Genomic DNA, 11,993 nt, shown 5'->3' with positions numbered 1-11,993 from the left:
TTTCGCTAAAAAAACTCTTTAATTACTAATTAAAATTTATTTACAGATGACCTCTAAGAAACTTAATAAATTCATCAATATTGATCTTTATATTGTCTTCTAAATGCTCTTCTGTTGTCTGATCTACATAAAAAGGATAATAATCGCATGACATATAATTTTCCATTCTTTTATAAAAACTTCTAGAGGGAGTTGTACCGTGATCAATCTCTACTACTTTGCATTTTGGAGCCACAAAAATAAAGTTAGCAAATCCTGATCCGTGCGATCCAACTATTATTTTTGCTTTATTAAAAAGCTGGACCTGTTTATACGAGAAGGATAGCTCTAGATATATTACTTTAAAACCGGATCTCTAAATTTTTTCTATTAATTCCTCTTCATTAACTATTTTTCGGGTAGAAGCGTATTTACGAGAAATATATATTTTATCGTATGCTTTACTATTATCTTTAATAAAAATATTTCTTAAATCTTTTTTTAACCATAAAGGCAAAGGCGTACCTTTTACCGGAATAAACGGTACAGATGGAACAATTAGTCTAGTAGCTTGAATTATACAGTCACTATTTACTACAAAAAGCTTATCTTCCGGTATATTTAAATAATTTAATACTATTTCTAATGACCTAATTTGCCATGAATATTTTAAATTATTAATATAGATACGATCATATTCAAGAGCTGATTCTTTTAATATAATTAATCTAGGCAAAATTTGTAGCAGCCAATGATACCAAATTTCAGAACCAAAAGATGAAATTACTGCTAATTTTCCATTAAAATATAAAGGATTTTCAGTATTAATATCTCGTTTTTTTTAATAAACTATGTTGATCACCTAAGCTTGTTTGAGTATCTTGTAGAATATAACCTTCTTGAGTTAAAATTCCACCTTCATTAATTACTGTGCCGTTTGGTAACTCTAAAATAAATTGACCAGTATTTTTTTCTTTAAATAGCTTTTTAATTTCTATGTTAGATTTTAGTGATTCTATGGAAATAAATTGATGTTTATTTTTTAATGCGTAAGCATTACTAATATAGAGAAAGGTAAAAATTATGAATATAAAATATCTCATAAAGAGAAAGAACGATAATTAAAAATTTGCATTGCAAGCTTGGCAGCGACTTACTCTCCCATGCCTTATGACATAGTACCATTAGCGCTATGAGGTTTCACGTTCGAGTTCGGGATGGGATCGTGTGTTTCACTCATGCTATAACCACCAAGCTAGCAATACAAACTTTTAAAAAGATAGATTTGTATTATAGTTTGCTGTTAATGTTGTTGCACAACTAAAAAAAATTCTTAATATCATATCTTAACTTTTACTACGATACTCAGCAAAATAATTTTCGCTGGATATCGTGGCAGGGCTACAGTATAACATTAGTTATGCAATAACATTTTTATTAGTTGATAACAAGCTATTTAACCTGATAACTTTGTGAATAGATACTACACTCTTAATAACATTAACACTATATGCATATGTAATCTCACAGCAAAGTAAATCAATCGAGCTATTAGTATCGGTTAGCTACACACATTACTGTGCTTCCACACCCGACCTATCAACGTGGTGGTCTTCCACGGCTCTAATGGGGAAGTCTAGTTTTGAGGGGGGTTTCCTGCTTAGATGCATTCAGCAGTTATCCCTTCCGTACTTAGCTACCCAGCTGTGCCGTTGGCACGACAACTGGTCCACCAGGGGTACGTCCACCTCGGTCCTCTCGTACTAAAGGCAGATCCTCTCAAACTTCCTACACCCACGGCAGATAGGGACCGAACTGTCTCACGACGTTCTAAACCCAGCTCACGTACCACTTTAATCGGCGAACAGCCGAACCCTTGGGACCTTCTCCAGCCCCAGGATGTGATGAGCCGACATCGAGGTGCCAAACGATTTCGTCGCTATGGACGCTTGGAAATCATCAGCCTGTTATCCCCGGAGTACCTTTTATTCGTTGAGCGATGGCCCTTCCACTCAGGACCACCGGATCACTATGACCGACTTTCGTCTCTGCTCGTCTTGTCAGACTCGCAGTCAGGCTAGCTTATGCCATTGCACTCTAAAAGTTGATTTCCGACCAACCTGAGCTAACCATCGCGCGCCTCCGTTACTCTTTGGGAGGCGACCGCCCCAGTCAAACTACCCACCATGCATTGTCTCGGATCCTGATTCAAGGATCTCGGTTAGATGTCAAGAACCAAAAGGGTGGTATCTCAAGGGTGACTCCACAAAGGCTGACGCCTTCGCTTCGTAGTCTTCCACCTATCCTGCACATCTGATTCCTAACACCAGTGCAAAGCTATAGTAAAGGTTCACGGGGTCTTTCCGTCTGACCGCGGGAACTCCGCATCTTCACGGAGAATTCAATTTCGCTGAGTCGATACTGGAGACAGTGGGGAAATCGTTACGCCATTCGTGCGGGTCGGAACTTACCCGACAAGGAATTTCGCTACCTTAGGACCGTCATAGTTACGGCCGCCGTTCACTGGGACTTCAATTCAGAGCTTGCACCCCTCCTTTTAATCTTCCAGCACTGGGCAGGCGTCAGACCCTATACGTCGTCTATTGACTTTGCAGAGCCCTGTGTTTTTAATAAACAGTCGCTACCCCCTAGCTTGTGCCACCTGCACATGGTTGCCCATATACAGGTCATCTTTCTTCCGAAGTTACAGATGCAATTTGCCTAGTTCCTTCAGCATCGTTCTCTCAAGCGCCTTGGTATACTCTACCTGCCCACCTGTGTCGGTTTCGGGTACGGTCTATAATGAAGGTGTTATTTCCTGGAAAATATTCACCGCACAATCAATCCAATAAGACTATACAATTTACTATTTTCGTCACATCCTTCAGGTTCAGGAATATTAACCTGATTCCCATCGATTACGCCTTTCAGCCTCATCTTAGGGGCCGACTAACCTTGCGCAGATTAACTTTACGCAAGAACCCTTGGACTTTCGGCGAGAATGTTTCTCACATTCTTTATCGCTACTTATGTCAGCATTCTCACTTCCGATACCTCCAGCAAACCTTACGGTTCACCTTCGCAGGCTTACGGAACGCTCCGCTACCATTTATGCCAAATGCATAAACCCGCATCTTCGGTACATGACTTGAGCCCCGTTACATTGTTGGCGCAAGAAAACTTATTTAGACTAGTGAGCTATTACGCTTTCTTTAAATGATGGCTGCTTCTAAGCCAACATCCTAGTTGTTTTGGTCTTCTCACATCCTTTAACACTTAGTCATGATTTAGGGACCTTAGATGGCGGTCTGGGCTTTTTCCCTCTCGACTATGGACCTTAGCACCCATAGTCTGTCTGCTATGCTGTACTCATCGACATTCGGAGTTTGATTGAGTTTGGTAAGTCTGTGGGACCCCCTAGCTCATTCAGTGCTCTACCTTCAATGGTAATCGCTATAACGCTCTACCTAAATAGATTTCGCGGAGAACCAGCTATATCCGAGTTTGATTGGCCTTTCACCCCTAACCACAGCTCATCCCCTACTTTTTCAACAGTAGTGGGTTCGGTCCTTCAGTGGATTTTACTCCGCTTTCAACCTGGCCATGGCTAGATCACCCGGTTTCGGGTCTAATTCATCTAACTAAACGCCCTATTCAGACTCGCTTTCGCTACGCCTACACCTAACGGCTTAAGCTTGCTAGATAAACTAAGTCGCTGACCCATTATACAAAAGGTACGCCGTCACAAGACATATAAATACACTTGCTCCGACTGCTTGTAAGCATTTGGTTTCAGATACTATTTCACTCCCCTTGTCGGGGTACTTTTCACCATTCCCTCACGGTACTTGTTCACTATCGGTCACTAGAGAGTACTTAGGCTTAGAGGGTGGTCCCCCTATGTTCAAACAGGATTTCACGTGTCCCGCCTTACTCAAGGACTTCAAACTTTTTACCTATACTGGACTATCACCCTCTATGGTCAACCTTTCCATGTTGTTTTAGTTATTTTTTTGAAGCCACTGGCCTGGTCCGCGTTCGCTCGTCACTACTAACGGAGTCTCGGTTGATGTCCTTTCCTCCAGCTACTTAGATATTTCAGTTCGCTGGGTTTGCCTCATATAGCTATGTATTCACTATACAATACCTAATAAATTAGGTGGGTTTCCCTATTCGGAAATCTTCGGATCAAAGTTTATTCGCAACTCCCCGAAGCTTATCGCAGCGTATTACGTCCTTCATCGCCTTCTAGTGCCAAGGCATCCACCAAATGCTCTTATTATATTTACTTACGCTTTTAACTTAAGATTACACAATGCATACAGAATTAATTTCACAATTATTTTCAGCATCTACTCACGATATAAATTTTTATTATCGCAGTGTATTTAGTTTTTAGCTTTATCAACTTTTTAAACAGCTACAAAATTTTACGCTTCAAACTTTGTGTGATGATTTTATATCTATATTTTTAAAGCTTGTCAAACACTAATTTCAAATAATTTTAATTTTATTTCTTATGAGAGAGCTTAAAGTTATTTTAACCTCTTTTTAAAGTAGACTTTGTCGGCTTTTTGTTTAGATTTGCGGTCCCTAATTTTGTATCTACCTTACCACCTAAATCTTCCAACAAAAATCTGCCTTTTTGTAAAACATGATTTACTGCTGTCATTTCTCCTTCTCTTTTTACCAAACCGCTTTGAGTTTTAACCAACAATAATTTACCGTCTTTTCTAAAGACTGGATTTTCATCAATTGCAAAATCTTTAGTTATACTTAAATTACCGTTCTTATCAAAGGTACCTAAAATATTTTTCTGTAAATCAGCAAATACGGCATGAGCGTATAATTTTGAAATTTCTTTTATTTGCTTTGGATTGTTTATATGTTTGCCTGCTTTGTTAATAAAGCCGCTAATTTCATATTGAGATGTTTTACCATGTGGAGTTTTTTCACAAAAAACTGAGTTTCCGTAAGTAGCTTAGTTTGATCCTCTACTTCATCATCTACTATATTAATGACTTTCCTTTTTACAGAATAAATATCACTATTCTTTTCAAGCTTTGAGGTAAACTCCTTAACGTCTCAATTATCATTAAACCTAACTTCTTTTTTATCTTTACCCATAATAATACTCTTATTTTAATACTGTATCTTTTAAAATATTTGTACCACGTAAAAATTCTTCTATATTCAAAGCTTTTTTACTCTCTTGCTGAAGTTTTTTCACTCGTAATATACCGCTTCCACAAGCTATTTCCAGCTTATCGCTAATAACGGTACCGGAAGTAAAGTGATGATCCGCATTTAAATATTCTGCTTCAAGGATTTTAATTATTTTATCATTATAACTAAAATATGCTCCGGGCCAAGGATTCATGCCCCTTATTTTACAATCTATTTTATATGCGGATTCATGCCAATTAATTTTTCCTTCTTCTTTAGTTAATTTATGAGCATACGTAACGCCGTCACTTGGCTGTGTTATTGGTACTATATTATCGATATTTGCAAGTGTTTTAATTAATAACTCCGCTCCGAGATTTGCACATTTGTTATGCAGTTCTTCCAATGTTGTTCTTTCTTCTAAATCAAAATCTTCTTTCATAAATATATCACCTGTATCAAGTCCTGTATCCATACGCATAATACATACACTACTTTTCCGGTCACCCTCTATAATAGTACGCTGCAGAGGAGCCGCTCCTCTGTGACGAGGCAAATCGGATGGATGGATATTAAGACAGCCGTATTTCTTAGCTTCTAATATAGCTTTCGGCACAATAAAACCATATGCAATAACAACTATAATATCAGCATTAACTTTATTAATGAGATTTATTACTTCATCATTACGAAGAGTAGAAGGAGTATAAACAGGAATTTGATGCTCAAATGCTAATTGATGTATTGGCGATTTAGCTAAGTTAAGTCCTCTGCCCTTAGCTTTAGGCTGCTGTGTAAAAACAGCTTTAACTTCGTGATGAGTTATAAGTTTTTTAAGAGCGGGAACAGCAAATTCAGGCGTTCCCATAAAGATTACTTTCACACTACACTATATTATTTTTGAGTTTCTTAAGCTTACGAAGTACTACATCTCGTTTTAAATTACTTAAATAATCAATCATAAGCTTACCTTCTAAATGATCATACTCATGCTGGATAACTCTTGCAAGCCAATCATTTGCTTTAAGCTCTTGAGATTTACCATGATAGTCTAAATACCTAATCTTTATAGATTCCGGTCTTGCGACCTCAATACGTTGCTCCGGTAATGAGATACAACCTTCGTTAACCGTAACTAGCTCTTCTGATTTTTCTATTATTTCAGGATTCACTATAAAAAGCGGATAAAAATCTTTTGGTCTTGCTACCGAATCATGATCTTTTATATCAATTACTAAAATACGTTTCAATACCCCTACTTGTACTGCTGCAAGCCCTGCACCGTCTTCATGGTACATAGTTTTAAGCATATCATCCATAAATTTTCGTGTGTGATCGGTAAACTCTAAAACCGGCTGAGATTTCTGCTTTAATCTTTCATCAGGTGCCGTTACTATCGGTAATATTGACATAATAATTAAATCTTTTAATATTTTATTTTAATATACTAATAAAATCACCAAAATGTAAAGAAAGCAAACCTGCCTAATTCCGGCAATAGTTGCATAATAAACTCACCTATTTGCAATAATTTGTCGCATTAATAATATTTAGTACAAAATAATAGCAAATATCAGATAACATGTTTAATAAATAAGGCTTGCATAAAATTAAGGAGGAATAATCATGCATTGGGATGATATTGAAGAAATTGCCGAACAACTCGAAGAACATTGTAGCGATCAGTATAATGAAAAAAAAATTTCATTATTAAAGCTAGAGAAACTGATTAGAGATTTAAAGGACTTTGAAGATGGAGCGAAAAAAGTCGCAGAAGTTACATTAGAAGAAATTTTAGACAAATGGGAAGAATTACGTGAAGAAATTAGAGAAATTGATTAAGTAGCTTTTGAGTTATTTTCAGACATTTATAAATTAACTTTATAAAAATACATTATAATCAATAAAAATATAGCAACTGCCTGAAAAAAAACTCTTAAAGTCATTAACTTTGAACTAAATTTTTTATCAAACTTTCCTCCGATAGCCATCGATACTACCCCTATAATAAGAACCGCAACGGTTAAACCAATCGCAATTAATAACCACATCATAATTTATTACCAATATATCACTTTCCACACAAAGATTATATGCTGTTTCTCTTTTAAATCAATTATCTAATATTTGAGATTTGGTTAAAAAATTCACTAATTCTTCGTAAAAAATAATAATTCAAAGAACACAAATATCTAATTTATCAAATATAGATAATTCAACAATTACTTTAAAAGAAAAAGAGATATTAGGCTCTTGCGTTCTTATTAATTTTTGCTCAAAAATATCTAACAATACAAATAATTTAATTTTCTGCACGCAAAAACCTAGAATATTTTGAGAAACCTCGTCCTATTGCTAAAATATTTATTAATGCTCACGGTGGAACATGACTTGCTCTATACAAATTTGCTTAAATTAAGCTTTCTGAGTTACACTATATATATTATCCATCAGTTTAACAAAAACACCATTTCCTAAAACATTAGCACAAGTGATCACAGGATCAAATAAGATATAAAGAGCTGTAATCAGAGACATCATATTAGTATTAAAACCTAGATATTGTTCAAGTATAGGAAGCATTACAATAATTCCACCACCTGGTATAGCTGCTACTGAAAATTTTGCCAATACAAAATAAAAAGTAAAAATAAAATAATTAAATAAAGTAGGTTCAGCTAATCCATAACTTTTTAGTATAGTATAAGCCAAAATCGGTATGGCAAAACAATCGCCAACAAGATGAATATTGACTGTTATTGGTCAACGGTACGAGCGAGTGCTTTATTATTTGTATTATTTTCCGCTCCTATTATACTAAGTGGCATACTTATAACACTAGACATTGCACTAAATCCACTTATAGACGCTGGCATCATTTACTAAGGCTAGCTATGAATTCCTTAACTTGACAGTTACTTAAATAAAATAAGCAAGAAAGATATAACCAAACTGAGCAAATACGATCGTCACAAAAATGAACATATAATCTTTAATAATTATATCTAATACTTCATCAAACTGTAGTTTTACGATAAAGCCCATTATAAATAAGGGAATTATATAGATCAACAATCGCAATATTTTTGCAACAAATGCTTCTAGCTTACAAGCCAATCCAATTGCAACTTCAGCACACAATTTTGAGGAAATAAAGCCTAAGATAATAATACTCAATACGATTTTATCATTAGCAATAATATTAGGAAAATCAAGCAACCATAAAGGCTTTAAGCTATCATTTTCTATAGGAGAGATCATTGATAAAGCGAATTGATACATGTATATACCTACATAATGACTTATGAAGGTAGAACAAACATTAGACCCACATACTAGTAATAATATTAAGAAAACTATACGTGTTGCATCTTTGGCTAGCATTACAACAGATTTAAAAAATAAACTAAAAATAATTAAAGGTAGAAATAATCCAATTATAGATTTAATAGATAGACTTATTGAATACAATAACCTTTGTACTTCTAAACTCATTAGGGGTTTAACAATATGATAGCTATGATAATAGCCATTAAAATAAGTGGCATTTTACACAACATAAAACTTACCTAATAATAATTAGTTAATTTAAATAGATGGATATAATTAAAAGAAAGATATAGAGATATTGTTACCGGCTTAGACCGGTTGTAGTAGTAAAAAAAGACTGGAAAGTTAATATTTGCATATTCATAAATTCAATATACAGTTGTTATAGAGAGAAAAATTATTGTTGCAATACTTTTCTAGAAGTTCTTTGGGAGGTATTGTTAACTAAAAGCAGATCAATTAATAAATTAACGTCATTGCGAGGAGGCATTGTTGCGTGAAGCAATTTCACCTCTGTCATCCCGTGGCTTAATACAGTGGGTTTTACCGGTCCACGCAACAATGCCTCCTCGCAATGACTACTTAGGTATCTATGCAAAATGCTTTCGCAAGAATGACATCGAGAGCTTTTTAAGAGCTATGCGGGAATAACAACGCCTCAGCCCTTATACCTCTTCAGATTGCTCTAATCCCTCTACCTCTAACTCACTATCTTCTTCACTTTCAGCAGTTTCAGCAATTAAAGAGACAGACACGACTTTTTCACCATCATCTAGCTTAAATAGGATTACACCACTAGTGTTACGTCCCGTAATACGTACTGACTCAAGTTTACAGCGAATTAACTTACCACTATTGGTAATCAGCATTAACTCGTCATCCATTTTAACCGGCATAACACCGACGACTAAACCAGTTTTGTCGTTAATATCCATATTGATTATACCGCTACCGCCACGGTCAGTAATTCTATAACCATAAGCTGAGCTTCTCTTACCAAAACCGTTCTCAGTTACGGTTAAAATGAATTCTTCGGCATTTGCCATTTCTACGATAGCCGGGGCAGTTAAGCTTACGCCAAGTTCTTCAGGATTAAACGCCTCACCTTTAGCAATCTCTAATCTCTGCTCCCACGGCACGGATAAATAAGCATCTCTATCCTCTTTTGTACTACTAATACCTTTAAGCACAGTCATAGAAATTACGGAATCCTCTTTGGCAAGCTTCATACCTCGTACCCCATCAGAAGTACGACTCTTAATAACACGCAGCGATTCAACCGGGAATCTTAAAGCTTTACCGGCTTTGGTAGCAAGTAAAATATGCTCGTCTTCTTTACATGGTTTTACATCTATTAATTTATCGTCCTCATCAAGCCTAATAGCAATTTTACCGTTCGACTGAAGCTTTTTGAAATCTAATAAATCGCTTCTTCTGATATTACCCTTGGCAGTTGCGAACATAATGTTTAAATTATCCCTCTCATCCTGATTTTCAGGTAGCGGCATAATATTCGTAATATGCTCATTTGCTTTCAACGGTAATATATTAACCATCGGTCTACCCTTACCCTGCGGATTACTTAAAGGCAGTTTATACAGTTTTAAACTATAAACCTGACCGATATTTGAGAAGAACAACATAGGAGTATGGGTACTACCGACAAAAACTTGCGTGGTAATATCTTCATCACGCATTGAAAGCCCTGATCTTCCTTTACCGCCACGTTTTTGTGCACGATAGCTACTTAGAGGTACACGCTTGATATACCCACCAAGCGTTACGGTTACAACCATTTCTTCACGCTGAATTAAATCTTCTATATCTTGATCAAATTCGCTGAATTCAATTGAAGTAAGACGAGGAGTCGCAAATTCTTCTTTAACTTTAATGAGCTCTTCCTTTAAAATTTCAAGTAACCTTGTACGAGAGCCGAGTATATTAAGATATTCGGTGATTTCCGTAGTGAGGTTCTTTAAATCCTCTTCAAGCTTGTTTTTCTCCATAGCGGTCAGGCGTTGCAATCTCATTTCTAAGATTGCCTTAGCTTGCAATTCGGTAAAGTTACATTTACCCTGCTCGTTTAACATTGCTTTATCATCAACCAACTTTACAAGAGGTAGGATATTTAATGCTTCCCACTGACGAGCCATTAATTCTTGTTTAGCTGCATGCGGGTCATTTGAAGCTTTAATAATACGTATTATTTCATCGATATTACTAACGGCAATAGTTAGTCCTAGTAAAATATGAGCTCTATCTCTTGCTTTATTAAGTAAATATATAGTACGGTTAGTAATTACTACTTCCCTAAAACTAACGAAAGCTGCAATTACTTCTTTCAAATTCATCACTTTCGGTAGCCCATCTTTAAGAGCAAGCATAATAACACCGAAGCTAGTTTGTAGCTGCGTACATGCGTATATTTGATTTAAGACTACTTCAGCAACTACGTCTTTCTTTAACTCAATAAAAATCCTTACACCGTTTTTATTTGATTCATCACGTAAATCACTTATACCTTCTATACGCTTTTCCTTAACCATTTCAGCGATTTTCTCAACGAGCCTTGCCTTATTTACCATATACGGTATTTCGGTAATAATAATTGCTTGACGGCCATTACCGATATTCTCAATCTCAGCTCGACCTCGCATAATGATACTACCTCTACCGGTAAGATATGCCGATCTAATACCGCTAATGCCTAAAATCATTGAACCTGTAGGAAAATCCGGTCCTTTAACAACTTCAAGTAAATCTAATATTTCTATATCGTTATTATCTATATATAAACAGCACGCATCGATAACCTCACCAAGATTATGAGGCGGGATATTAGTTGCCATACCGACCGCAATACCTCCGCTACCGTTCACCAATAAATTGGGAAACATTGCAGGAAGTACGGAAGGCTCTTCTTCAGAACCATCGTAATTAGGGTTAAAGCTGACAGTCTCTTTATCGATATCCTCTACGAGCTTATACGAAACTTTGGCCATTCGAGATTCGGTATATCTCATTGCTGCCGCCGCATCACCATCCATCGAGCCGAAATTACCCTGCCCGTCTACAAGCGGTAAACGCAAGGAAAAATCTTGTGCCATACGTACTAACGCGTCGTAAATAGCACTATCGCCGTGCGGATGGTATTTACCCATCACGTCACCGACTATTCTAGCGGATTTTCTATAAGGTTTACTAGCATGATTACCGGCTTCATGCATGGAATAGATAATTCGGCGATGTACCGGCTTTAAGCCGTCCCGAACATCCGGTATAGCTCTACTTACTATAACGCTCATAGCATAATCAAGATAAGATACTTTCATCTCATCTTCGATATTTACCGGTACTAAATTAGAAGAAGATTTATCAGTCACGATTACTTAGCCTTAAATTTAATGAATTATATTTAATAATAGAGACATAATAAATTTCTTTCAAGGATTGCTTGTATTTATAATCATGGCATTGTTTCTAAGTTACCGATGTCATTGCTGCGGGACATTGTTGCG

General features: G+C 36.1%; 12 protein-coding genes, 2 rRNA genes and 2 pseudogenes. 2 read left to right on the top strand and 14 right to left on the bottom strand.

Going from position 1 to position 11,993, the window contains the following annotated elements:
- Positions 1-40 precede the first annotated feature (40 nt).
- The 7 genes and pseudogenes from RAT170B_RS10950 to def form a co-directional block, all read right to left on the bottom strand.
- On the bottom strand, positions 41-235 hold the full coding sequence (locus RAT170B_RS10950) for a hypothetical protein (protein WP_261368645.1): 195 nt from the start codon (positions 233-235) through the stop codon (positions 41-43).
- Between the two features lie 36 nt (positions 236-271).
- Positions 272-715 (bottom strand): annotated as a pseudogene (locus RAT170B_RS00855) (glycosyltransferase family 61 protein); the annotation flags it as partial.
- 404 nt (positions 716-1,119) lie between these two features.
- Positions 1,120-1,234 (bottom strand): 5S ribosomal RNA (rrf, locus tag RAT170B_RS00845).
- Positions 1,235-1,509: 275 nt separating this feature from the next.
- Positions 1,510-4,270, bottom strand: a 23S ribosomal RNA gene (locus RAT170B_RS00840).
- A 249-nt stretch (positions 4,271-4,519) separates the two neighbouring features.
- Positions 4,520-4,897 carry a hypothetical protein gene (locus RAT170B_RS00835; protein WP_045805347.1) on the bottom strand — a complete coding sequence of 126 codons (378 nt, stop codon included), beginning with the start codon at positions 4,895-4,897 and terminating at the stop codon, positions 4,520-4,522.
- Between the two features lie 219 nt (positions 4,898-5,116).
- Positions 5,117-6,028 carry a methionyl-tRNA formyltransferase gene (gene fmt / locus RAT170B_RS00830; RefSeq protein WP_014013982.1) on the bottom strand — a complete coding sequence of 304 codons (912 nt, stop codon included), beginning with the start codon at positions 6,026-6,028 and terminating at the stop codon, positions 5,117-5,119.
- A 1-nt stretch (position 6,029) separates the two neighbouring features.
- The gene (gene def / locus RAT170B_RS00825; protein WP_014013981.1) at positions 6,030-6,557 is read right to left on the bottom strand and encodes a peptide deformylase; all 528 of its coding nucleotides are present in this window, start codon (positions 6,555-6,557) and stop codon (positions 6,030-6,032) included.
- 214 nt (positions 6,558-6,771) lie between these two features.
- Here def and RAT170B_RS00820 point away from each other — a divergent pair, with 214 nt between their 5' ends.
- Positions 6,772-6,987 carry a Fe-S cluster assembly protein IscX gene (locus tag RAT170B_RS00820; RefSeq protein WP_045805346.1) on the top strand — a complete coding sequence of 72 codons (216 nt, stop codon included), beginning with the start codon at positions 6,772-6,774 and terminating at the stop codon, positions 6,985-6,987.
- A gap of 26 nt (positions 6,988-7,013) precedes the next feature.
- On the opposite strand, the gene RAT170B_RS00815 is transcribed toward RAT170B_RS00820, so the two are convergent.
- The 5 genes from RAT170B_RS00815 to RAT170B_RS09490 form a co-directional block, all read right to left on the bottom strand.
- Positions 7,014-7,199: a twin transmembrane helix small protein gene (locus RAT170B_RS00815; RefSeq protein WP_014013979.1), complete on the bottom strand. Its 186-nt coding sequence runs from the start codon at positions 7,197-7,199 to the stop codon at positions 7,014-7,016.
- A 121-nt stretch (positions 7,200-7,320) separates the two neighbouring features.
- Positions 7,321-7,461, bottom strand: a complete 141-nt coding sequence (locus RAT170B_RS00810) for a hypothetical protein (RefSeq protein WP_037215256.1) — start codon at positions 7,459-7,461, stop codon at positions 7,321-7,323.
- A 99-nt stretch (positions 7,462-7,560) separates the two neighbouring features.
- Positions 7,561-7,857 (bottom strand): cation:dicarboxylate symporter family transporter, encoded by a 297-nt coding sequence (locus tag RAT170B_RS00805; protein WP_045805345.1) that lies wholly within the window; start codon positions 7,855-7,857, stop codon positions 7,561-7,563.
- A gap of 44 nt (positions 7,858-7,901) precedes the next feature.
- Positions 7,902-7,991 (bottom strand): transporter, encoded by a 90-nt coding sequence (locus RAT170B_RS00800; RefSeq protein WP_232048131.1) that lies wholly within the window; start codon positions 7,989-7,991, stop codon positions 7,902-7,904.
- A 73-nt stretch (positions 7,992-8,064) separates the two neighbouring features.
- Positions 8,065-8,427 (bottom strand): transporter, encoded by a 363-nt coding sequence (locus tag RAT170B_RS09490; RefSeq protein ID WP_261368617.1) that lies wholly within the window; start codon positions 8,425-8,427, stop codon positions 8,065-8,067.
- 22 nt (positions 8,428-8,449) lie between these two features.
- Between RAT170B_RS09490 and RAT170B_RS00785 the strand changes: the two are divergent.
- Positions 8,450-8,718, top strand: a pseudogene (locus RAT170B_RS00785) (hypothetical protein).
- Positions 8,719-8,872: 154 nt separating this feature from the next.
- On the opposite strand, the gene RAT170B_RS09485 reads toward RAT170B_RS00785, so the two are convergent.
- Both RAT170B_RS09485 and gyrA read right to left on the bottom strand, forming a co-directional pair.
- On the bottom strand, positions 8,873-9,073 hold the full coding sequence (locus RAT170B_RS09485) for a hypothetical protein (RefSeq protein ID WP_146620317.1): 201 nt from the start codon (positions 9,071-9,073) through the stop codon (positions 8,873-8,875).
- A 67-nt stretch (positions 9,074-9,140) separates the two neighbouring features.
- Positions 9,141-11,858, bottom strand: a complete 2,718-nt coding sequence (gene gyrA, locus RAT170B_RS00780; RefSeq protein ID WP_045805343.1) for a DNA topoisomerase (ATP-hydrolyzing) subunit A — start codon at positions 11,856-11,858, stop codon at positions 9,141-9,143.
- Positions 11,859-11,993: the final 135 nt, after the last annotated feature.

This window comes from Rickettsia argasii T170-B (assembly GCF_000965185.1).
GTDB classification, from domain to species: Bacteria; Pseudomonadota; Alphaproteobacteria; order Rickettsiales; family Rickettsiaceae; genus Rickettsia; species Rickettsia rickettsii.
The sequence above is the reverse complement of the archived record's forward strand: the minus strand, read 5'-3'. Positions and strand labels throughout refer to the sequence as shown.

What these genes read in the sequence shown, in the direction of transcription:
- def (WP_014013981.1), bottom strand. Translation starts at nt 6,557, where the DNA reads ATGTCAATATTACCGATAGTAACGGCACCTGATGAAAGATTAAAGCAG.
- RAT170B_RS00820 (WP_045805346.1), top strand. Translation starts at nt 6,772, where the DNA reads ATGCATTGGGATGATATTGAAGAAATTGCCGAACAACTCGAAGAACAT.
- RAT170B_RS00815 (WP_014013979.1), bottom strand. Translation starts at nt 7,199, where the DNA reads ATGATGTGGTTATTAATTGCGATTGGTTTAACCGTTGCGGTTCTTATT.
- RAT170B_RS00800 (WP_232048131.1), bottom strand. Translation starts at nt 7,991, where the DNA reads ATGTCTAGTGTTATAAGTATGCCACTTAGTATAATAGGAGCGGAAAAT.
- RAT170B_RS09490 (WP_261368617.1), bottom strand. Translation starts at nt 8,427, where the DNA reads ATGTATCAATTCGCTTTATCAATGATCTCTCCTATAGAAAATGATAGC.